We start from the raw sequence: 22,467 nt of genomic DNA on the forward strand, positions 1-22,467 counted from the left end.
ATCTCTTACTTGTCGCTCTCGGTCAGGCCTTTGATGAACCAGCGCTGGAACACCACAACCACCAGCACCGGCGGCACCATGGCCAGCACGGCAAGTGCAAAAGCCTCGTTATAATCCGGAATTTGCGCCCCGACCCACACCTGCAAAATCTGCTTGATACCGCGCATCAGCGTGAAGAAGCTCTCATCGGTCGTCACCAGCATCGGCCAGAGATATTGGTTCCAGCCATAGACAAACATGATGATGAACATCGCGGCGATCATGGTGCGCGACAGCGGCAGCAGAATATCGATGAAGAATTTCACCGGCCCTGCCCCGTCAATGCGGGAAGCTTCCAGCAATTCATCCGGCACGGACTTGAAGAATTGCCGGAAGTAAAAAGTACCCGTGGCCGAGGCCAGCAGCGGCACAATCAGTCCGGAATAACTGTTGAGCATACCGAAGGACGACACCACCTGATAGGAAGGCACGATACGTACTTCCAGCGGCAGTAACAGCGTGGTGAAAATCAGCCAGAATGCCAGCGTGGCAAAGCGAAAGCGGAAATAGACAATCGCATAAGCCGCCAGCATCGACAGCACAATCTTACCGATTGCAAAACCGAGGCCGAGGATCAGCGAATTCAGCAACATCCGCGATCCGGTGATCTGGCCGGTGAAACCGCCCTCACGGGTCAGCACATTGCTATAGGTTTCCGTGAAGTTGCCGCCCCAGCTCAGAGACAGACCGTTGGAGTGAATATCCGCTGCCGTATGGCTGGAGGTGGTGAAAGCCACCACCACCGGCAAGATCAGAAACAGTGCTCCGACAAGCAGGATCAGATGATCGGTAATCTTAACTTTATGCATCTCGTCCCCTGCTTAATTGTAATGAATGCGCCGCTCAACGAAGCGGAACTGCACGATGGTCAGCGTGAATACCACCACCATCAGAATGACGGATTGTGCGGAAGAACTGCCGATGTCATTGCCGCGGAAGCCATCCATGAACACTTTATAGACCAGCGTAATCGGATTATTGGCGGCTTTATCCTTCACCATTACGTCGATCACACCGAAAGTGTCGAACAGCGAATAAGTGATATTGATAATCAGCAGAAAGAACACGGTCGGTGCCAGCAAAGGCAGAATAACCGTGCGAAAACGGCGTGCGCCGGAACGGCAATCCATCACCGCAGCCTCACGTACCGAGGCCGGAACCGCCTGCAAGCCGGACAGGATGAAAATGAAATTATAAGGGATCTGCTTCCAGACCGAGACGACGATCATCGCAAAAGCAGTGTCGAAATAGTTCAGCCCGACTTTCATATCCCAGCCAAACCATGCAGCCATTTTCACAAACGGGCCGATATGCTGGTCGAAGATCATCATTCCAATGAGACCGGCAACCGGCGGCGCGATGGCATAGACCGAAATCAACACAGTTTTATAGGCAGCATTGCCACGGATCACAGCATCGGCTTTTACCGCCAGCAACATGCCAATGCCCAGCGACAAGGCTGTCACAATAATCGTAAAAATCGCCGTAAAACCGGCAATGCCGCGATATTCAGGGCTGACCAGCACATCCGTATAGTTTTCCAATCCGACAAAAGTCGCACCGAAACCGAACGGGTCTTCAATATAGAAGGACGACTGGATGGCCTGAACAGATGGCCAATAAAAGAAAATTAAAACAACAGCCAGCTGTGGTGCCAGCAAAAGATAAGGCAGCAGGCGTGAATTAAACTGCACGCGCTTGGCTGCTTCTGGCTGTTTTGCATTGCCGAACAGTGGCAAGCGCGAGAAGAACGCAGCGAGCTTTGAAGGTTGAGAAGTCTGGATATATGCCACGCGGCAAATCCCCGTCTTTTTGAGAAGCATCTATTAAAAACGGGGTCAGGCATGGTTTGCTCCGACCCCGTTCATCACATTGAGAAAATCTCAGTTGTTAGTTCGCGGTCTTTGCGAAACGGGTCAGCAAGTCATTGCCTTCTTTTTCGATGGTCTCGAAAGCTTGGCTTACAGAGGTTTCACCAGCGAAAATACGGTTATATTCGCGTTCCATGATGGTACGGATCTGCGGGTAGAAACCGAGGCGGTAGCCCTTCGACCAGTCACCGGACTGCAGCATCAGCTGCTTGATGCCAACTTCGGCAACAGGTGTCTTTTCGTAATAGCCTTCAGATTTTGCCAGTTCATAAGCAGCTTTGGTGATCGCCACATAGCCGGTTGCCTGATGGTAATATTTCTGCACTTCCGGCGAAGTCAGGAACTGGAAGAAGTCAGCCACGCATTTGTTTTCTGCGTCCGGCTTACCGGCCATGGCGAACAGAGCCGCACCACCGATAAAGCTGTTGGTGCCTGCACCGTCAACGGCTTTCCAATAAGGCAGGAAGTCAGCGGAGAATTCCATTTTTGCAGTTTTCTGCAGGCCACCGAAAGAACCGGAAGAACCGATCCAGAAAGCAACTTTACCTTCATCAAAAGGCTTCTGATTATCTGCCCAGCCCGCGCCGTAGAAGCCGAAATAGCCTTTATCAGCCCAATCTTTCAGCTTTTCGAACATCATGATGAGGTTCGGATCAGTCACATTCAGCTTGGTATCCTGAACGCTGTCATAACCGTTATTATTGGTGGCGAACTGGATGTTCTGACGGGAGAAGAAGTTCTCGGTGAACTGCCATGTCAGCTGCGAAGCGGTAAGCGGAATATAACCGGCTTCTTTAAGCTTCGGTGCAATGGCTTCAAATTCTTCCCAGGTCTTCGGGGCTTCAACACCAGCCTTTTTCAGCGCTTCGGTATTGATATACATGATCGGTGCGGAGGAGTTGAATGGCATGCCAACAAATTTGCCATCCGGTGCCGCATAGAAATAACGCACACCTTCGATAAAGGCTTCACGGTCGAATTTGTAACCGGCATTGTTGATCAGGTCTTCAGCAGGCACTGTTGCGCCTTTTGCATTGATGATGGTGGCTGCACCGGCATCAAAAACCTGAAGAATATTCGGCTGTTCGCCAGAGCGGAATGCAGCAATACCGGAGGCCAGCGCTTCTTCATAAGAGCCTTTGGATACCGGTGTCAGCGCGCAGGACTGCTGGGATTCATTGAAGCGCTTGGAGATCTCATTGATCACGTCAGCATTCGCGCCGCCCATGCCGTGCCACCAGCTGATATTGGTTGCAGCCATTGACGATGTTGCAGAGACGGTGAGTGTCAAAGCGGCGATAGAAAGTTTTCTGAACATTGCAGATCCCGTTTGTTGAAAAACTGGTTCCGCAATAGAGGGTGGATATGACACCGAATTAACAGGAATGAATCAGATTTATGAAACACACCGAAACCGGCAAGTTGCATAAATCTGCCACTGCCTGCCCTGTATCAGAGCATTTCCAGTTTAGGCTGAATCATTGGAAATGCTCTATCTTTTTGTTTTTACGCGTATTTTATCCGAAAACCGTTTCACACTTTTCGGGATGCGCTCTAACCTAAACAGGCCGACCTCACGACAGGAAAATGAAATCCAGAATGATCGTGGAAAATAACAGGCCAATCATCACATATTGAAATCGCCTGCGCTTAATATTCATCGCAATCAGAATAACGATGGTTTCCAGCACCATGACAACCGGCAGAACGACCATATTATCGGTGTCGTTTTTAATGAAGGATGTTCTGATCTGTTCGAAAGACTGCATGCTGTTGATGAAAATAAAGAGGGCAAAAAGCCATTTCTTTCTCGAAAAGAAATAGGTCTCGTAATCCCCGTATTCTTTAATGTCATCCGGCGTCAGGGTAACGCAGATGAAAAACAGACCAAAGACATAAAACAGCTCTAAGATATAAGTAACAATATCATAGGTTTTGCTGTTGCTCTCGATGAGATAATCCCACCAGAACTGAATAATCCATAAAAATACAACCAGTATCCAGCCGATATGGATATAGGATATTTTGTTCTTCGAAGGGTGCTGAATAAATTTGGACGCGAAGACCAGCAAGCGCGACAGGCACAGGCTTATGCCCATGCCATTGATAATGCGCATATGCGAAAAAACATCAGCCTGACTGACAAGAATATCCGCTGCCATTGGCAAGCTCCCCTCCGGATAAGCGCATTATAAACTGCCGGATCACATCCCCTCCGGCTGTCATTTTATTTATTAGTAAATTATCAGCTCAAATGATGCCGACATAGTCAGAAGCAGAGCACCCAGAATTGCCAGAATCAAGCCGGTTCTGAAATGTTTGGATGCTTTAACAACCAAGCCTTTGTCATCGCTTTGTCCCGCAGCACCATGCAGGGATGTGGAGAACAATACGATCAGCAAACCGATCAGCAGTGTGAATGAACCCGCAGCACTCAGCAGATCACAGATAAAAAGCGTTAAATTGGTATTGGTCATAGAAGCTTCACCGGACAGATTACAAAATTACCCGTGATGGTTATAAACTCTGCCTGCTCATGACAAGCCTGAAGATTTCAATAGATCATAATGTTGAGCAATAATTCCCACCATAATTTATGCGCTTTTCTGATGTCATGCAGAAACAACACTGGTCTTAACTTCGGTTCATGCGATACAACGCATGAATTATTAAAAGATGCAGCAAGCATGAATAAAAATACGGAGGAGCGCTCAAGATGCATTATGCGCGTATTACCGAGCGTTTGAGCAGCAAAGGCTCACACAAATGGGCTGTCCATATGCGCGCCCGCGAGATGAAAGCCGCAGGCGAAGATATTATCGAGCTGACCATCGGCGAGCCGGATATTCCGACACCTGCCGATATGATTGATGAGGCTGCCCGCTCCATGCGCGCAGGCCGCACCCGCTATACCAGCGGCCGTGGCGAGCCGTCGATTCTTGCAGCTCTGTCTGACAAATATTCGAAGCGTACCGGCCGCAAGATCAGCCAACAGCAGATTCTCTGCTTTCCGGGCACACAAAGCGCACTGGCAATTGCCATGCTTGGTCTGGCCGAAGAAGGTGATGAAGTCATCACCACCAACCCGTGCTATGCGACTTATGAAGGCGTGATTAAAGCAACCGGTGCCACACCGGTCTATGTGCCGGTCAGTGAAACCAACGGTTTCCGCCTGCAGGCTGCCGATCTGGAAAAAGCGATTACACCACGTTCGCGTGTGCTGCTGCTCAACTCACCGCATAACCCTACCGGCGCCATGCTGAGCCGTGAGGAAATCGCAGCCATCGGCGAAGTCTGCCGCAAGCACAATCTCTGGATCATCTCCGATGAGGTTTATGAATTGCTGGTCTTTGAGGGTGAGTTTGCTTCTCCGCTTGATCTGCCAGAACTGGCCGAGCGTACCGTTGTGGTTGCCTCGATTTCCAAATCCCACTCCGCGCCGGGCTTCCGCAGCGGCTGGTGCATCGGACCGGAAGAATTTACGGATCGCCTGCTGCCTTTGTCAGAATATCTGCTGTTCGGCGTACAGCCTTTCATCGCAGATATGACTGCCTATGCGCTGAACCGTCCGGCAACCGCAGCGCAGCAAATGCTTGAAAACTTCTACCGCCGTGCGCAAAGGATCTCCGAGCGCCTCGATGGTCATGCCGGAATTTCCTGCAAGATCCCGCAGGCAGGCATGTTCATTCTGGCAGATATCCGCGCCACCGGCATGACCGGTGCGGAATTTGCGATGCGCCTGCTGGAAGAAGAAAAGATTGCGACTATGCCCGGCGATTCCTTCGGCAGCAATCTGGTCGGCTTTTTGCGTCTGAGCCTGAGCGTGGCGGATGACCAGATTGATGCAGCCTGTGCCGGTATGGTGCGGCTTGCACAACGTATCACACTGGAAAAAGCAGCCTGATTTCACCTCTTTCCAATACAAAGCCCGCCTCAGTGATGAGGCGGGCTTTTTGTTTTACATATCAGTTTTAGCGGATCAGTGTCACATGCTTGGCACCAAATGCCCAAAGAATACCGCGCACGATCAGCAAAGCTGCAATCACAATCAGCATAATACAGACCGAAAATGCCGCCGCCTGATTGACCGCCCCGCGATCAGACAATTGCAGCACAGAGATCGAAGCGACCTGCGTTGCCGGTGTGGTGAGAAAGATCACCGCAGACAGCGATACCATAGTGCGCATGAAGAACAGAACCCCCACGCCCAGCAATGTCGGCCACAACAGCGGCAATGTCACTTTACGCAAAGTTGTCAGCACGCTGCCGCCAAGCATGGTTGATGCTTCATCAAACGAACCGCTGATCTGTTTCAGACTGGTTGAGGAGATCAGGAATGCGTGGGCATGGTTATAATAGACACTGAGAATAATGATCAAAGCAAAGCTGCCATAGAGGAAGTGCAGCGGGTTGGACGGATTGTTAAAGGCCAATACATAACCAAGCCCCAACACCATACCCGGCACGGCTGACGGCAAGATGGCCAGAAATGCCAGCGGGCCGGTGAGCGGATTCTTGAACTTCTGCACCGCAATTGCAGTCATACCGGCAATTGCCACACCCAGCACAGCCGTCGCCAGACTGATCTTCACACTGTTCCACAAAGGCGCTGTGCCGTTCTGCACATCAAACTGATAATGCTGAAGCGTAAAGCTCATATTATACGGCCAGAGCTTGACGAAGCTTGCCAGCACCACAATCAGAATGACACTCAGGATCAGCGCCATTGTGAAATAGGCATAAAGCCCGAGCAGCAGATCACGTTTACCAGACGGGCGCACAACCATTGGCCGCGCCTGTGAGGTGAGCAGCGCCTGTTGCTGTTTGGTCAGGCGTTTTTCAACAATCTTGGCGGCAATGGCAGGCATCAGCAGCACAATACCGATCACCGCACCAAGGCCAAACTGCGCCTGCCCGATCACCTGATTATAGACTTCTGTGGCCAGCACATTGAAATCGCCGCCAATCACCATCGGATTACCGAAATCGGTCATCACCAGATTGAACACCACGAAACAGGCTGCCGCCAGACCATAGCGGGTGGCAGGCAAAGTCTGGGTGCGGAAGATACGCCATGGCCCTGCCCCCAGCACTTCCGCACTTTCATGCAGCCGTGCATCGCTGACAGCCAGCGCTGCCGAGAGGATCAGGAAAGCATAGGGAAAAGCATAAAGCGCATTAGCAATCACCACACCCCAGAAACCATAGATATCAATATCCATGCCCATCCAGCGGTTGAGAATACCGTTACGGCCGAGCAGCAGCACCAGCCCCTGCGCCTGCACCAGTGACGGAGCAAAGAGCGGAATAAGCGCCGCCATCCGCAACAGGGATTTAAACGGTACATGGGCACGCTGCAGCGTATAGGCATAGGCATAGGCCATGCCGGTCACAATAATGGTACAGGTCAGCGCCATACCAAGACTGTTCAACACCAGCGTCCAAAAACGCGCGGTGGTAAAAGTGCGGGTAAAATTGCCGAGACCAAAACCTTCCGGCGTGCTGAAACCCAGCACCAGAATGGCCCAAAGCGGCATGACAAGGAAAATCAGGATCAGGGCTGTAATCCCGATCGTCATCGCCCAGGAAATGAAATTGTCGCTAAACAGACCGCGCTTTAAACCGGCACCGGTCGTCGTGGTTACAGAAGCCTCCGCACTGCTCATGACAGCACCCGTAAAGCATCTGCAGGCAGGTGCAGCGTTACTGCATCACCTGTTTGCGGCAAATACCCTGTTCTGTTGGCGGTGCCGTGCATTTCCACACTGATTTTAACGTCCGGCCGTTTATCCGGCACCACTTCCAACCGCGATATATGCCCCAGATAAATCTGACTACGGATGGTTGCCGGAAAGTGATTATCATCCGGCATGGTTTGCGTTGCAGGCAGCAGGCTGACGGCCTCAGGCCGGATACCGACTTTACTGACCGGTGCGGAACCGGAAACCTCTGCGGCATCCAGTTTCAGTACTTTATCGGCAAAATGCAGACTATTTCCGGTGGTCTTATCCAGCGGCAGAATATTCATACGACCGATAAAATCTGCAACAAAACTGGTTAAAGGTTGCTGATAGAGCGTCTGCGGCGTGCCGGTTTGTTCAATATGTCCGTCTTTCATCACCACAATCACATCGGCCATCGCCAAAGCTTCTTCCTGATCATGTGTGACCATAATGGTGGTAATGCCGACGCGTTTTTGCAGTGCGCGGATTTCATTGCGCAATTCCTCACGCACCTTTGCATCCAGCGCGGAAAGCGGCTCATCAAGCAGCAAGAGTGACGGATTGGGCGCCAGTGCACGGGCAATAGCAATACGCTGCTGCTGACCGCCGGACATTTGCGCCGGTAATTTCTCGGCCTGATTAGCCAGATGCACCAGATCCAGCATTTCACGTACCCGCGCTGCAATCTGTGCTTTTGTCCAGCTCCGGCATTCCAGCCCGTAGGCAATATTGCGCGCCGCTGTCATATGCGGAAACAGCGAATAGGACTGAAACACAACGCCGAAATTACGCGACCGCGCAGGCGTATGTGACAGGTCATTGTCGCCCAGCATAATCCTGCCGGAATCAATATCTTCCAGCCCCGCAACGGCACGCAGCAAGGTTGTCTTACCGCAACCGGAAGGCCCGAGAAAACATACCAGAGAACCATGCGGAATATTCAGAGAAACATTATCAAGGGCTTTCACTGCGCCATAGCTTTTAATGACATTCTGAATGTTCAAATCCATTGGTATATTTCCTTTGGTATTTTGTTTTTATGGACGCAGCTGAAAATCCCTGCGTATTCCCCGTTGCATGAAATTTCATGCAAATGCTTATCAGACTGATTCAAGCCGCAGCTTTAAATCTCTGTTTTTCGTATGTTTTTTACAGCGCAGAAAACAGCTTGCTCAACGCTTTGAAAGCCGAAAGAGCAAGACCGGACAGCTGCAAGGCTGTCCGGTCTGATTAACAATTAGCGCTCGTATTTCTTCTGCCATGTTTCAATGATCTTTGTGCGATCATCGGCTGCGGCTTTGAAATCAACCGCATACATAACCTTGGACACATCTTCAGGAAGACCGGCTTCTTTGAACTTGTCCGGCATTGCGCCGCCCGGAATCGTTACAATGGCTTTCCACTTGTAATATTCGTCGGCAGCCTGCTTGCTCACAGTCCAGTCGAGAAAACGCTTGGCTGCGTCTTTGTTCTTGGATGTTGAAACCAGCGCATTGGCTTCCAGCTCATTACCCGCGCCTTCTGACGGGATCACCATAGTGATCGGATAACCTTCGGCAATATTCTTGATGGCACGCAGTTCAAAAGAGGCACCAACAGTATATTCGCCCATTGAAGCGACGTTACACGGCTTGGAACCGGATTTGATATATTGCGCTACGTTCTTGTCGAGACTGTCGAGGAAAGCCCAGCCCTTTTCTTCGCCCATCTGCTGGATCAGCGAGTCAATCTGAATATAGCCGGTGCCGGATGATGCAGGGTTCGGCATCACCACTTCACCTTTAAAGGCAGGGTCGGTCAGATCGGCCCATGACTTCGGCATTGTCAGGCCTTTGGATTTCAAGCGCTCATTGTTTACGCAGAAAGCGGCCATATAACCGGTGACCGCAAACCAGCGGTCTTCTTTGTCACGGAACTGCGCAGGCACAGTTTCGATATTCGCAGGCTTATAAGGCTCCAGCGTTTTAATAATTTCAGGATTGAACAGCGAGGTAACTGCAACGCCCCACAGCACGTCATGTTGCGGATTTGCCTGTTCGGCAATGATACGGGCAACAAGATCGCCATTGGACAGGCGCAGCATATTAATATCCAGATCAGGTAAAGCTTTTTTCGCCTCGGCGAGGAAAGCTGCGGCCTCATCTTCTTCATAAACAGTATAAACCGTCAGCGTCTCTGCCAGTGCAGAACCGGCCATCAGAGTCGCAGCCAGCGCCCCCAGAGTTTTCAGGTAAGTCTTGCGCATATCAAAGCCCCCATCCCATGGATTTTGTTTGAGTTTTTATAAAAAGTTCCCGCACATAATGATGAAATAGCCACAGATATCAATGCGAAACTTTGAAAACACACCGGAACACGCTGCGCTTGCCCCCTCCCGCGGCAGTCATTCCCGTGGCCTCATTGGTCGCATAAACATGATCTCAGAATGAGACCATTCTTCAGACAATGCTCCGCACAACCTCACAGAAAGGCACATCTGTCAGGTCAGCTTCCGAATTCTCGATTGGTCATATTATCGCGGTCGTTGAATGAGACCATTTAACGACGGGTACTCTGAAGTCTGTGACTGCAGATGTGTTTTCCACACCCGCATTGCATTCACGATCTTGTATAAAAATCAGGGTTGAGTGACGGATCAAAAGCCGCCCCCATCAGGATAACCTCAAAACTGTGCCTGTGCTTTGGCTCATGCGCATGTCCGTAAGCGGCAAAAAACAGCGCATTTTGTCATAATAAACATTTCCGCAGACAGGCAATAAAACTGCAATATTTGCTGTCGTTTTCACGGTAACAAATATCGCATTCGGTCAGTTACGCCATGCGATCAGATCACTCTGTACTGTGTAAAACTTCTATGCCTGTTTCCGGCCGCTCGCGACGACTCCCCAGATTGACCAGCATATCATTACCGTCCTGCAAGAAGGCAGGTCCAACAATCCGTACAGCACGGTCAGACACATCTTTTTCAACGACCGGAACAGAAACCGGCGCGATTACCGGCTTAACAGACGCAATGGTTTTTTTCTTCGGTTTTGCGGAACCTGCCCGCACCTGCTCAATATAGGAAAAATACTTTGCCCAGTTACATTTCTGAAAATTCTCTGATGCCTGATAGGCATAGGCAGAACCCAGATTGACGTAGGATTCGCGTTTATCAACGGATACCATATCCGCAGTCTCGGCAGCAGGATCGCTCAAAACATACAGATTGACATCGGGGGTCTCGCAGATGAAACGGCACTGCGCCAATGTCTCTTTTATCTTGTCGCTTCGGGCATATTGCGAATGCGGTGCCGGAAAATAATATCCGTCAGACAGGCGCACACAAAACAGTAAAGGTGTTCCCGAATACTGACCGCCAAACAAATTGGTATTTTTGGCAAGCTGGTTTTTGTTGCTCAGCCCGCTTGGTTTTGATGATGTGGCAGTAAGAGATGTTCCGCTGCATTTTGCCAAAGCTGCGGCACTTTTCTGTAACTGTTTTTGTATGTCACCACGTCGCTGAGCCAAATCACGACACGCGTTAAAAAAGCCGCCCTGAGCATTTTCTGCCGTACATTTCCGGCCGCGCTCCATATTTTTCAAGGCAGTCAGCTGACGTTTTAAAATAATATCGGCAGCGATCAGGGAATTATCCGAACATGTCGCAGCAAGAGCAGGAGAGATTGTGCCCGTTACAAGCAGGACAACCAAGAGGAGCAATGTCTGGCGAAGCGTAACACAACGCGTCATAAGCGCAGGCATCACCGGAAAACCCAACCTCTTTGACACCCTCCACTTAACCACAGTCCCCTCCGCGTGTTTATGTAACGGCCGAATTGAGCAAAGAATTACAAAGCTTTACCGATGAATCATGTAGCAAATATTTCAACCCGGTTACGACCATTATTTTTAGCTATATACAGGCTGATATCTGCTTTTTGGGTCATATCGGAAAAAGAGGCTACGTCTGTTGCTGCCTGACAGACCCCCGCGCTGATTGTCAGGCGCACAATACCGTCACTATGCTCAAATGCATCATTTTCAGCAGTCTTGCGAACACGCTCGGCAAACTCATAGGCTTCATTCATCGTCGTATCTGGGAGAAGAACTGCAAATTCCTCCCCGCCTATACGGGCAATAAAATCCTTCTTCCGGAAAATCGTCATCAGGATATTGGCAAAACGCTGCAAGGCAATATCACCGGCGGCATGACCGAACTGATCGTTAATGCGCTTGAAATGATCAATATCCAGCAAAATCAAAGCGAGAGAACCATCCGCAGGATCACGCTCTGCTAAAGTCAGCTCAAAGGCTCTGCGATTATACAGGCCCGTCAGCGGATCAAGCAGAGCCATTTGTTTTAACTCGGAAATCCCCCGTTCATAGGCCATTGATATAGCGAAAGCACCGCTTGCAACAATATGAATGGACATGACGAGCAAAATGACTGCCAGAAGCCCGTCATTCGGCAGTAATTTCATATTTGCGGGACTTGTCACCCAACCCTGTATCACGCGGGCAACAAATGCCGCAGCAACAAGACTATAGGCAATAGCCAGCCCCCAACGAGACGGCAGAGTCTCACCATTTGGGCGCACCAATTCGCGGAGAACTAGAACGATTTCAACCAAAAATATGAGATTAACAAAGCCAAAAATAAACCCGTTCGTCAGATAGGAAGAGAACAGATATGGAAGCAGCACAATCAGTATGATTAAGAAATTAATCTCAATATAGTTTTTGCGATAGAAAAAGCTGCGTATAGCCTGCCAGCGCAGCGCTATCCCCGTCGCTAATACCACGTTGACGAGAATCAACTGCAGCATCTGCGAGCGATCAATCACAACAAAGATAATGAAGCCGACGGATAAAACCGCATTTGCAGCAACCCAATAGAGCCAATAGGTTCTGTCGCGCTGCTTCAGCCAAATACAAAAAAATGCAATCGCAAACGCTGCCAGAGAAATAGCGTTTACTGTAAATAGTGAATTTGGCTCAATATCTGCCATGTATTGAATGAGCATCGACAATCAAATCCCTCACGTCGATAAACAAAACACTCCCGGAATGCACTGTATCTCTGACTTCTGCCCGTTAAGGAGACGAAGTCAGTATGCGGTTCGGCAAGCCGAACATATTCATAAAGTGTGCAGCCGTTTTAGCAGGCATCACATATTCCATAGCATTATGTAAAAAGATCCCGCTATCACTTTTTTATGCAAAAAGCGACATTTTGAATGAAAGATAAAAGAATAAGATTGTTTCAGTGCTGCTTAATATTCTTAAATTCAAACAAAACAAACAAGCTGAGTTAAATATAATGTGAGAACAATTTAAATTTACTCCGCCTGTTTACTACGCATAGCGAGATCAAAAATCATCGGCAAAACAAATTAAACAGGCAGAATATAATGTGAGGAATTGGCTGGGGCGCCTGGATTCGAACCAGGGGATGGCGGTACCAAAAACCGCTGCCTTACCGCTTGGCTACGCCCCAATACAAATCACGGAGAGATTCCGTGGCGGTTGATCCGGCTTATAGCCGCAAGAAATCCATTGTGCAATGCATTGAAATCAGATTTTTACATTTTAAAACAAAGCAAACCCGTCCAACTTCAAAAAAGCGTTTTACGTTTTCAGCTTCGCAAGTTCTCCACTCTCCAACATGCTGGAAAAGCAGCTCATAAACGCGTAAAGACAACAGTAATTGAGTAAGTTTGACTGCGCTCCGATACAGTTTAAAGGTTCAGACAATCCGTTTCAGATTAAATTATATCATATTCAACCGCTTGCCGGATTACCTTACACTTCAGGAGACAGCAGCTTGTCAGTTTATTGGTGGATTTTTCCTCTGTGCTTTATTTTCTCCACGCTCCTGCTCCTGATTTTAAAAGACAAACTTCCTGCGAATTTTCTTGCTGCCGGCTTTAATCCGCGCTCCAACCATTCTGTCCCTGCCAGACAAATCGGCGGACTGGCCTGCATTCCGGTTTTCATATGTGCACTAATTATTTTTGGCCTATGGGAAATGATACCGGCTCGCATGAGTATCAGCCTTGTCATTGCGGCTTCGTTAGTCTGGGTTATCGGTTATCTGGATGACCGAAAAGAACTGTCTGTACGCGCAAGACTTCCCTTGCAACTTCTGGCCGCAATTCTTGCGGTTTACAGTTTAGGTGCCAATTTTCAACTTTTGCCCGATCTGCTCCCCTATTGGCTTGAAATGCTGATTTTGAGCATCGCTATCCTTGGAAGTATTAATGTCGCCAATTTTATGGACGGTCTGGATTGGCTGACTGTCACCGGAATTGGAATTCCACTATTCCTGCTCGGAATTCTCTCAGCTATATTTCTTCAGGAGCCGGCAATTCCGGCGATTAGTCTGGCGATAAGTGGTGCTCTCGCAGGATTTGCAGTTTTTAACCGCCCGCCAGCCTCAATCTTTCTCGGTGATTCCGGTAGTCTGCCGCTTGGCCTGATTACCGGTGCAGTATTTCTGCTCTTTGCCGGACAAGCAGGTATTATTGCCGCTCTCATCCTGCCGCTTTATTATATTCTCGACGCTGGCAGCACGATTATCCTGCGTCTTAGCAAAGGTGAGAATATTTTACAGGCGCATTCTTCCCATGCCTATCAGATTGCAAAACGCTCGGGAAAATCCGTTTATTTTGTTACCGGCAGCCTTGCACTGCTCAATCTTATATTGGGAGCTATTACTGCAGCCGCGCTGTGGTCAGGTACTCTTATCGGGCAATTATACGGCCTGATAATCGCCCTGGTGCTGACAGCGCTGCTGATCCTTTATTTCCGCAAAAGAGTTTAATTACTGGCGGATATAATCGAACAACAGCGCTTTAGCGCCCTCCGCATCGTTATCATCAAGGAATTGCTGCATGTGCGGCAAACGCTGCGGTATTTCGTCGGCTTTTGTACCACGTTTTTCCGCACAAAGAATTTTAGGGTGACGGGTACGTAATGCCTTATCCGGATCATAAAACAGCTCCTCGTAAAGCTTCTCGCCCTCGCGAATACCGGTTACCCGAATTGTAATATCCCCGTCAGGATTTTTCATGTCACGCACAGACAATCCGGCCATCAGGATCATATTTTCAGCCAGATCTCTGATTTTCACCGGACTTCCCATTTCCAGCAAAGCCGTCTCACCACTTTTGATAACCGCACCGGACTGGATAATCAGTTCTGCAGCCTCGCGGATCGACATGAAATAACGGGTCATATTTTCATCAGTCAGCGTTACAGGGCCTCCTGCAGCAATCTGCTCACGAAACAGCGGTACAACCGACCCGTTAGACCCTAGAACATTACCGAACCGAACGCTCGAAAATGACTGTGCCGAACCTTTCTGCTGCGCAAGATCTCCATAATGGCGGATAACAAATTCTGCCCATCTTTTGGTTGCCCCCATAACATTAGTTGGGCGAACAGCTTTATCGGATGAAATCAAAATAAAACGCTCTACGCCGGTTTTCAGCGCAGCATCGGCAACAGCTTTTGTGCCCATAACATTATTACGGATGCCTTCAAGCGGGTTCACCTCAACCAAAGGCACATGCTTATAGGCAGCACAATGATAAATCGTATCAACGCCGTGAGAGTGAATAACATTCTCCACCAGTTCCTGCTGGGTTACTGAACCCAAGACCGGAACGATTTCACAATTCGTGACAGATTTCAGCTTGCGCTCCAGCTGATAGAGCGCAAATTCCCCGACCTCGAACAAAATCAGTTTGCGTGGTTTCCAGTTGACGATCGTACGGCACAATTCGCTGCCGATAGAACCACCGGCACCTGTTACCATGATTGAGTGCCCCTCAATCATCGACTGCAGCATCGCCTCATCCGGCGGCACCGGCGAACGCCCCAGCAGGTCATCAATTTCAATATTACGCAGCGCACCAACCAGATATTTTCCCCGCGACAGATCTGCAATCGGCGGCAGAATACTGGTACGGATTTTCAGGCGTCCTAAAATACTGGCATAGGCTTTTCGCTCTGTCTCCCCCATCGACGGATCAGAGATCACGACCTGACAAACACCGTAATTCTTAACCAGATCATCGATAGACGCCGGTGCATAAACACGGGTTCCGGCAATATCCATACCAAGCAATGACGGATCACGATCAATAAAACCGGCCACGTAAGTGTCGCGATGTACACGCAATGCCGCTGCCAGCTGCTGTGCAGCTTCACCGGTACCGATAATCAAAGCCACTTCCCGTGATACTGGCCCCGTACTATCCCGCAAAATCCATTTAGCGCCGAAACGGGAAATGGAAACCAAAATCGTAATCAACAGCCAGTAAATCAGCGGAACAGAACGCGGAACGCCGGTTCCGCCGGTCATTTCAGTCAGGAATGCGATAGCAACCCATAGCAAAGCCGCAACAGCGGTTGCCTGAAAGATAGACCAGATTGCCTTTTCCGGCAGATAGCGGATGACGGAACGATAAAGACCATAGCGGATAAAAACCGGCACAGCGATCAGCGGAGCCGCCAGCATCAGCAATATTTGCTTGGGATTTGGCACAAACAGGAAGCCATAACGCAGAACATAGGCAACATAGACGCCAAGCAACAACAACGTAATATCCACAGCCAGTGTGATAAGTTGCTTTATAAATCGCGGGAGTCCCGCAATCCGCCTTGAAAAATCTGCCGTTTTCATGCGGTTAATCTCTCACCTTATTCTTCAGCAAAATTTGCACCTTACTTCCACAATCACAATCAGGCAAAAGAATAATTTGACCAAAACAATTGAATATTAAGTTTAGATAAAACAGCGTATTTATACTGACTAACAAAATACTTATATCAAAACCAGCAAATCTCCCACTATTCACAAGAATTGCGAACAGAAGTAGCTATGCGACAGACGTATAAAAATGATGCTTCTCATAATTTTTCTCAAAATGAACCATAGACCACTGCCTTACCAATCAAGCTTTCTCAGGTTCCGTAAAAGAAATTTATCCGGCTCTTATAATTCATCAGATTCGCTGCTGTTGCACGACATATCAATCGAAATCCCCCGATTGTTTTGAAAGCCGTGCAACAAACTATTACAAACTTAACAACATCATGGAGCAACAGGCTGATTACCGTCTACCCAAAGCCACTGCTGGCCATCACTGAAAGCAAGCTTCCCGCTCTGACCTGTCCTGATAAAAATAACCGCTCCCGCACCGCTCTGCGCAGCATCCGGCAATGTACCACTCTCATAATTTCCGGTGCGAATTGGCCCCTCAACATGCAACGGTGCTGTTGGCCAGACCGAGCCGATAGCTATATTACCGCTAGCACGATCAATCCGCAGTGCCTGTCGCCACTGCCCGCTATCATCTGCAACTTTAATGCTGAAGTTATTTTCACCGGCGATTCCCATTTCAGCATAGCCGGTCCAGCTACTCTGAAATAACAGGGATGCAGTATTCTCACTCAGGTTTTTATTGATTTTCAGCTGATGCCCTGCCCCGCTATGGGTCAGCAGAACGGCGTCAGAGGCTACAGCCAAGCGGTTATAGGTATCAGCCTCCGTATTTACTCCAACCATCGGCTGCGGGTTCAGCAGTGCCTGCCATTGACTGCCGTTAAATATGAACAGCGCATTTTCATCAGCAATATGCATGATCCAGCCGCGCAAGGGCACGAAGAAGAACCATTCACCATCCATAAAGGCTGCAAGATTGCCATCCTGCCCGCTCCATAAATCCGCGGCTCCCGCAGGTATCAGATAACGATCACCTTCCTGCGCAGTGACAGGCGCTGAAGAATATTGCCGGCTTAGAACGGACAGATGCAAAAGCGCATCGAGATAACGCAGTGCTTCATTATGTGTGACATGTTTCTGCGCTTGACTGGGCAGAATATAAGGCATTTTCAGATTAGGGGTCGTTTCCATATCTTGCTTTTCCCGTTGCTCATGAACGGGAAAAGTCTACGGAGAGAATAAAGAGCGGGGATAGATTTGCCCGTCGTGCCTTTAGCTGCCGCGATAAGTGGAATAAGCCCAAGGGCTGACCAGCAGCGGCACATGATAATTGGCGCTCTCATCGGCAATAGAAAACCGGATCGGAATCAGATCCAGAAATGGCGGCTTCGCCTGATCCGCGCCTTGCGATTCAAAATATTCAGCGACATGAAACTGAATTTCATAAGTGCCGATACGCATTTCCGCTTCATTGAGCAGAAGCTCATCAGTGCGGCCATCAAGATTGGTTGCAGTCCGCTTAATCAGTTCCAGCTCACCACTGCCCTTCACCCGATAAAGCTCAAGACGCATTGCGGCAGCCGGTTTGCCATGAGCAGTATCGAGAACATGGGTTGAGAGTTTTGCCATAACCATACCTTTTCTGCTGCATATATTTTATTGGCCAAGCATATCCCCCAGCCGCAGTTCAGCGATACGCGCAATCTGCCGCAGTGCCTCAGAAATTTCCTGTGCCGGTGTGTTTTTCAAACGCGTTTCAAAACTGGCGAGGATGGAATGTTTGTCATGTCCTTTACCGTCAAAACCGCGTACGGCGAGAATGAAGGGAAAGTCAAAACGCTGCTTATAGGCATCATTTAAGCTATGAAAGCGCTCATACTCCGCATCATCAAGCCGGTCGAGTCCCGCTCCCTTCTGCTCACTTGTAGAAGCATCGGTGAGATGACCTGCACGCGCAGCTTTGCCTGCCAGATCAGGATGCGCACGGATCAGCGCCAGTTGTTTGTTTACACCCGCGTTTTCAACTACCTGCACCATCGCCTGATGCAGAACAGAAACTGAAGCGAACGGCCTGTCTCTCACCACAGCTTCTGCCACCCAAGGGGAATGTTCGAAAATACCGCCCAGAGCAGAGACAAATTCCGTTTCTGACAGCGAATTTAAGGTCTGCAAATTCATCTCAACCCTGCTTGTTATTTCCACTCTGGCGCTGACGCAATTTGATGATCGATTTCAGCACGGTTTCTGGTGTGGCCGGTGCATCGAGTTCCGGTGAAAACTGGTGATCCGTAATCGAAGCAATGGCATCGCGGATTGCCAGCCAGACGGAAATGCCAAGCATCAGCGGCGGTTCGCCAATGGCTTTGGAACGGAATACCGTTTCCTCGCGGTTCGGTGCATTTTCCAAAATCCGCACATTGAAGATTTCCGGCACATCACGCGAGCCCGGAATTTTATAGGTTGAAGGGCCTGCGGTGCGTAACCGTCCAGCCTTGTCCCACCATAATTCCTCGCAAGTGACCCAGCCCATGCCCTGCACAAAAGCGCCTTCAATCTGGCCGAGATCAATCGCAGGATTAAGCGGAAAGCCGACATCCTGCAGAATATCCGCCCGCAAGCAGCGCGTTTCACCGGTCAGCGTATCCACTGCCACTTCGGCAACAGCCGCACCATAGGTGAAATAGAAGAACGGACGGCCGCGCATTGTCTTGCCGTCCCAATGGATTTTCGGCGTCGCATAATGAGCAGCCTCGGAGAGCTGCACACGTTTTGACCACGTCAGCTTGGCAAGCTCGCCAAAGGACATCGATTCATTGCCCGCATAGACACGGTTGCCACGGAAAATGATCTCGCTCTCTTCTGTATTATAATGTTCTGCGGCAACCTTGGTCATCCGCCCCTTAATCGCCGTTGCCGCTTTAAAGGCTGCCATACCATTGAGATCAGAACCCGTTGAAGCAGCCGTTGCAGATGTATTCGGCACTTTGCCGGTCGCTGTCGCCGAGATACGCACCATGTCCAGATCGATCTGGAACACTTCAGCCACAACCTGCGCGACTTTGACAAACAGTCCCTGCCCCATTTCCGTACCGCCATGGTTCAGAAACACAGAACCATCCTGATAAACATGCACCAGAGCACCAGCCTGATTGAGCGCTGTGAGATTGAACGAGATACCAAACTTCACCGGCATCATCGCCAATCCGCGACGGATCAGCGGATTACCCGCATTATAGGCATCAATTTCCACACGCCGTTTTTGCCAGTCACTGCTGCTCAGCAGCGCTTCTGTGACCTGTACCAGACGGTTGTCGTCAACCTTCTGGCCATAAGGCGTTTCATCACCAGTCTCATCGCCGTAATAATTGATGGCGCGCAGTTGATTGGGATCAAGCTTCAATTCACGGGCAATCGTATCGACGATTGTTTCAATCGCGATAATCCCCTGCGGCCCCCCAAAGCCGCGAAATGCCGTATTAGACACAGTATTGGTTTTGCAAGCATGACCAATGAAATGCGCATGTTCGATAAAATAGGAATTATCGGCATGGGTCAGCGCACGGGCAATTACCGGCCCTGTGAGATCCGGCAGGTTTCCGGCGCGGGCAAGGAATTCAATATCCAGCCCTTTGATACGCCCGCGACTGTCTGTTCCTGCCTGCCAATGCACTACAAAATCATGGCGTTTGCCGGTCGCAATCATATCATCGCGGCGCTTGAGGCGCATTTTGCACGGGCGTCCGGTTTTAGCTGCAACCAGCGCAGCGGCACAAGCGATAATCGTCGCCTGACTTTCCTTGCCGCCGAAACCGCCGCCCATACGCCGCACCTGACATTCCACCGCATGGGCATGAAGCCCCAGCACATGCGCCACATGATGCTGTACTTCGCTCGGATGCTGCGTTGAAGAATGCACCAGCATATCGCCGTTTTCATGCGGCCAGTTTTCACCCGGAATGGCATAGGCAATATGAGTTTCGAGGTAGAAATGATCCTGCCCGCCCATGGAAAGACGGCCGGAAAACTGATGTTCCGCATTGGCAACGGCGGTTTTGGCATCGCCCTGTTGCACCACCTGTTGCGGGATCACATAGCTCTTTTGCCGGTGAGCTTCTTCCACATCCAGCACCGGTGGCAGTTCTTCAATATCCAGCTTCACCAGCTTAGCGGCCTTATAGGCGGCTTCAAAACTGGTCGCGGCAATCACCGCAATTGCCCGCCCCTGATGATCAAGCAGCTCCTCAGCAAAGAGCGGTTCACCGGGGAGACCAGGTGAAACATCATTGATGCCCGGAATATCATGCACATCCCAGATACCGACCACACCGGCCTGCGCCAGAGCTTCACTGGCATCCATGCTTTTCAACCGGCCATGGGCAACCGGCGATAATATAAAAGCCGCATGAAGCGTATCCGGTAATTCCGGCATGTCATCAATATAAGTCGCGGCACCCGCCACATGACGGCTGGCGGAATCATGCACAACACCATGTCCGACAATACTGCGTTCGACTTTATCCAAAGCACTCTTTGGAGTAGGGAAAGGCTGATTAAGTGCTATCATAATGCCATCACCTCCACCAATTCACCGGCCAGATCATGACGCAAACGCTCCACCAGATTTTGCGCCACCATCAACCGGTACTCGGCACTGCCGCGCCAATCACTTAATGGACTAAGCTCTGTGGCAATAGCCTGCATACAGGCTGCGACTGCGGCCTCATCTAACGTCTTACCGATCAGCGCCTGTTCCGCACTTTTCACTCGTTTCGGGATCGCTGCCATACCGCCAAAGACGATACGGGCATCTGTTATAATCTCGTTTTCCCGCGTTATGCGGAATGCACCGCAAACAGTAGAAATATCCTGATCGTAACGTTTGGAGATTTTATAAACACGATAATCCTGTGTGGCAGTCAGCTTCGGAAGCATAACCGAGGCAATCACCTCATCACCGCGCAGTTCCGTCTTACGGTAATCGAGGAAGAAATCTTCCAGCGGCAGTGTACGACTGCCATTTGAGCCGGCCAGTTCAATCTCAGTGCCAAGACCGATCAACGCTGGTGGCCCGTCCCCGATCGGACTGGCCGTGCCGATATTGCCGCCAATCGTGCCCTGATTGCGGATTTGTACAGAACCGAAACGGCGCAGCAAAGTAGTGAGTGACGGATAATGATTGCCGATAGTTTTCAGCACCTCTGCCCATGTCACCGCAGCGCCAAACCGGAAAGAACTCTGATCTTCACGGATCTCCCGCAATTCACGCACATGCGCTGTCGAGATCACCTCATTCCAGTCGCTGTGATAATCGGCCAGCGCCACGCCGAGATCAGTACCGCCAGCCAGCAGCAGGCTCTGCGGATATTGCGCACGTAATTCCACCAGTTCTTTGAGTGTCTGCGGCTGATGATAGGTTGAGCCGCCATGGCTGAAACCTGTTTGCGGACGGATATCCTGCAAGGAACCGGAAACCGGCTGTGCTACCGGTGCGCCACCTTCTGCAATCACCTTACGGGCGGCTTCAACAATCGGGCGATAGCCGGTGCAGCGGCAGAGATTGCCTGCCAATGTGTCATGGATCAGCTGATCGTCAGCTTTGGTACCGTGACTTGCACAATCCGCAGCCAGTCCGCTGAGCGACATCACAATACCGGGTGTACAAAAACCGCATTGCGATGAACCGTTTTCGGCCATTGCCGCCTGCACAGGATGGAGTTGTGTGGTTTTCAATCCCTCAACCGTGACCAATGCCTGACCGTCCAGCTGTCCCATTGTCAGGATACAGCTGTTAACAGCGCGGTAGCGAAATGCTCCGTCGGCATTGTTCGATTGTGGTTCACCCGCCGCAGTGTCAGCCTGCGCAATTGCGTCTTTATCTGTGCCGATTAAAACGGAGCACGCCCCGCAATCCCCCTCAGCACAGCCTTCCTTCGTTCCCTTGAGCCGCGCCTCCCCGCGCAGCCATTCCAGAACCGTTGTATCTGGCCGGATCTGAACATCCTGCCGGTGACCATTCAGAAAGAAACGGATCATCTGTGTCATAAGACCAGATTGTTACGCCTCTGAATACTCGTCAAGATGTGCCGTGACAAATGCGGCAAATTAGCTTTGAGTTGCGTTT

General features: G+C 50.1%; 18 protein-coding genes and 1 tRNA gene. 2 read left to right on the plus strand and 17 right to left on the minus strand.

The genetic code is table 11. The annotated features are described in order from the left end of the window. Window positions 1–5: 5 nt before the first annotated feature. The 5 genes from ugpE to F7P81_RS01445 all read right to left on the minus strand — a co-directional run bounded on the left by ugpE (window position 6) and on the right by F7P81_RS01445 (window position 4,387). On the minus strand, window positions 6–848 hold the full coding sequence (ugpE, locus tag F7P81_RS01425; RefSeq protein ID WP_151158211.1) for a sn-glycerol-3-phosphate ABC transporter permease UgpE: 843 nt from the start codon (window positions 846–848) through the stop codon (window positions 6–8). A gap of 12 nt (window positions 849–860) precedes the next feature. Next, window positions 861–1,832: a carbohydrate ABC transporter permease gene (locus tag F7P81_RS01430; RefSeq protein WP_374828052.1), complete on the minus strand. Its 972-nt coding sequence runs from the start codon at window positions 1,830–1,832 to the stop codon at window positions 861–863. Window positions 1,833–1,929: 97 nt separating this feature from the next. After that, on the minus strand, window positions 1,930–3,228 hold the full coding sequence (locus F7P81_RS01435) for an extracellular solute-binding protein (protein WP_151158215.1): 1,299 nt from the start codon (window positions 3,226–3,228) through the stop codon (window positions 1,930–1,932). 256 nt (window positions 3,229–3,484) lie between these two features. Continuing rightward, window positions 3,485–4,072, minus strand: coding sequence for a hypothetical protein (locus F7P81_RS01440; RefSeq protein WP_075654520.1), 588 nt, complete (start codon window positions 4,070–4,072; stop codon window positions 3,485–3,487). Window positions 4,073–4,144: 72 nt separating this feature from the next. Further along, entirely contained in the window at window positions 4,145–4,387 is a 243-nt protein-coding gene (locus F7P81_RS01445) for a hypothetical protein (protein ID WP_151158217.1), read from the minus strand. 239 nt (window positions 4,388–4,626) lie between these two features. Here F7P81_RS01445 and F7P81_RS01450 point away from each other — a divergent pair, with 239 nt between their 5' ends. Then, window positions 4,627–5,814 (plus strand): pyridoxal phosphate-dependent aminotransferase, encoded by a 1,188-nt coding sequence (locus F7P81_RS01450; RefSeq protein WP_151158219.1) that lies wholly within the window; start codon window positions 4,627–4,629, stop codon window positions 5,812–5,814. Between the two features lie 67 nt (window positions 5,815–5,881). Here F7P81_RS01450 and F7P81_RS01455 read toward each other — a convergent pair whose 3' ends face one another. The 6 genes from F7P81_RS01455 to F7P81_RS01480 form a co-directional block, all read right to left on the minus strand. Then, complete coding sequence (locus F7P81_RS01455; RefSeq protein ID WP_075654517.1) at window positions 5,882–7,576, minus strand: ABC transporter permease subunit; 1,695 nt, start codon at window positions 7,574–7,576, stop codon at window positions 5,882–5,884. After that, a complete protein-coding gene (locus F7P81_RS01460; protein WP_151158221.1) occupies window positions 7,573–8,643 on the minus strand; it encodes an ABC transporter ATP-binding protein in 1,071 nt (356 codons plus the stop codon). Before F7P81_RS01460 ends, F7P81_RS01455 begins: the two co-directional genes overlap by 4 nt. A gap of 227 nt (window positions 8,644–8,870) precedes the next feature. Then, on the minus strand, window positions 8,871–9,878 hold the full coding sequence (locus tag F7P81_RS01465; protein ID WP_151158223.1) for an ABC transporter substrate-binding protein: 1,008 nt from the start codon (window positions 9,876–9,878) through the stop codon (window positions 8,871–8,873). A 584-nt stretch (window positions 9,879–10,462) separates the two neighbouring features. Then, window positions 10,463–11,365: a DUF2865 domain-containing protein gene (locus F7P81_RS01470; protein ID WP_170265201.1), complete on the minus strand. Its 903-nt coding sequence runs from the start codon at window positions 11,363–11,365 to the stop codon at window positions 10,463–10,465. Between the two features lie 119 nt (window positions 11,366–11,484). Next, complete coding sequence (locus F7P81_RS01475; RefSeq protein ID WP_151158227.1) at window positions 11,485–12,639, minus strand: GGDEF domain-containing protein; 1,155 nt, start codon at window positions 12,637–12,639, stop codon at window positions 11,485–11,487. Window positions 12,640–13,037: 398 nt separating this feature from the next. Then, window positions 13,038–13,112, minus strand: a tRNA-Gln gene (locus F7P81_RS01480). Between the two features lie 345 nt (window positions 13,113–13,457). On the opposite strand from F7P81_RS01480, the gene F7P81_RS01485 reads away from it, so the two are divergent. Continuing rightward, a complete protein-coding gene (locus F7P81_RS01485; RefSeq protein ID WP_374828060.1) occupies window positions 13,458–14,438 on the plus strand; it encodes an MraY family glycosyltransferase in 981 nt (326 codons plus the stop codon). On the opposite strand, the gene F7P81_RS01490 is transcribed toward F7P81_RS01485, so the two are convergent. From F7P81_RS01490 to xdhA, 6 genes are all read right to left on the minus strand, one after another. Then, window positions 14,439–16,304, minus strand: coding sequence for a polysaccharide biosynthesis protein (locus F7P81_RS01490; protein ID WP_151158231.1), 1,866 nt, complete (start codon window positions 16,302–16,304; stop codon window positions 14,439–14,441). A 411-nt stretch (window positions 16,305–16,715) separates the two neighbouring features. Next, the gene (locus F7P81_RS01495; RefSeq protein WP_151158233.1) at window positions 16,716–17,537 is read right to left on the minus strand and encodes a DUF2793 domain-containing protein; all 822 of its coding nucleotides are present in this window, start codon (window positions 17,535–17,537) and stop codon (window positions 16,716–16,718) included. Between the two features lie 81 nt (window positions 17,538–17,618). Beyond that, window positions 17,619–17,975: a hydroxyisourate hydrolase gene (gene uraH / locus F7P81_RS01500; protein WP_151158235.1), complete on the minus strand. Its 357-nt coding sequence runs from the start codon at window positions 17,973–17,975 to the stop codon at window positions 17,619–17,621. Between the two features lie 27 nt (window positions 17,976–18,002). Next, window positions 18,003–18,524: a 2-oxo-4-hydroxy-4-carboxy-5-ureidoimidazoline decarboxylase gene (uraD, locus tag F7P81_RS01505; RefSeq protein ID WP_151158237.1), complete on the minus strand. Its 522-nt coding sequence runs from the start codon at window positions 18,522–18,524 to the stop codon at window positions 18,003–18,005. A 1-nt stretch (window position 18,525) separates the two neighbouring features. After that, window positions 18,526–20,910 carry a xanthine dehydrogenase molybdopterin binding subunit gene (gene xdhB, locus F7P81_RS01510; protein WP_151158239.1) on the minus strand — a complete coding sequence of 795 codons (2,385 nt, stop codon included), beginning with the start codon at window positions 20,908–20,910 and terminating at the stop codon, window positions 18,526–18,528. Then, a complete protein-coding gene (gene xdhA, locus F7P81_RS01515; protein WP_151158241.1) occupies window positions 20,907–22,388 on the minus strand; it encodes a xanthine dehydrogenase small subunit in 1,482 nt (493 codons plus the stop codon). The genes xdhB and xdhA overlap by 4 nt, the downstream gene beginning before the upstream one ends. Between the last annotated feature and the right edge of the window lie 79 nt (window positions 22,389–22,467).

Origin of the sequence: Pseudochrobactrum saccharolyticum, from assembly GCF_008801715.1 — a bacterium.
Lineage (GTDB): Bacteria > Pseudomonadota > Alphaproteobacteria > Rhizobiales > Rhizobiaceae > Pseudochrobactrum > Pseudochrobactrum saccharolyticum.

Coding starts and splice junctions, on each gene's coding strand:
- F7P81_RS01490 (WP_151158231.1), bottom strand. CDS start 16,304: ATGAAAACGGCAGATTTTTCAAGGCGGATTGCGGGACTCCCGCGATTT.
- F7P81_RS01475 (WP_151158227.1), bottom strand. CDS start 12,639: ATGCTCATTCAATACATGGCAGATATTGAGCCAAATTCACTATTTACA.
- F7P81_RS01435 (WP_151158215.1), bottom strand. CDS start 3,228: ATGTTCAGAAAACTTTCTATCGCCGCTTTGACACTCACCGTCTCTGCA.
- ugpE (WP_151158211.1), bottom strand. CDS start 848: ATGCATAAAGTTAAGATTACCGATCATCTGATCCTGCTTGTCGGAGCA.
- F7P81_RS01440 (WP_075654520.1), bottom strand. CDS start 4,072: ATGGCAGCGGATATTCTTGTCAGTCAGGCTGATGTTTTTTCGCATATG.
- uraH (WP_151158235.1), bottom strand. CDS start 17,975: ATGGCAAAACTCTCAACCCATGTTCTCGATACTGCTCATGGCAAACCG.
- F7P81_RS01470 (WP_170265201.1), bottom strand. CDS start 11,365: ATGACGCGTTGTGTTACGCTTCGCCAGACATTGCTCCTCTTGGTTGTC.
- F7P81_RS01465 (WP_151158223.1), bottom strand. CDS start 9,878: ATGCGCAAGACTTACCTGAAAACTCTGGGGGCGCTGGCTGCGACTCTG.
- F7P81_RS01450 (WP_151158219.1), top strand. CDS start 4,627: ATGCATTATGCGCGTATTACCGAGCGTTTGAGCAGCAAAGGCTCACAC.
- F7P81_RS01495 (WP_151158233.1), bottom strand. CDS start 17,537: ATGGAAACGACCCCTAATCTGAAAATGCCTTATATTCTGCCCAGTCAA.
- xdhA (WP_151158241.1), bottom strand. CDS start 22,388: ATGACACAGATGATCCGTTTCTTTCTGAATGGTCACCGGCAGGATGTT.
- F7P81_RS01455 (WP_075654517.1), bottom strand. CDS start 7,576: ATGAGCAGTGCGGAGGCTTCTGTAACCACGACGACCGGTGCCGGTTTA.
- F7P81_RS01445 (WP_151158217.1), bottom strand. CDS start 4,387: ATGACCAATACCAATTTAACGCTTTTTATCTGTGATCTGCTGAGTGCT.
- xdhB (WP_151158239.1), bottom strand. CDS start 20,910: ATGATAGCACTTAATCAGCCTTTCCCTACTCCAAAGAGTGCTTTGGAT.
- F7P81_RS01460 (WP_151158221.1), bottom strand. CDS start 8,643: ATGGATTTGAACATTCAGAATGTCATTAAAAGCTATGGCGCAGTGAAA.
- uraD (WP_151158237.1), bottom strand. CDS start 18,524: ATGAATTTGCAGACCTTAAATTCGCTGTCAGAAACGGAATTTGTCTCT.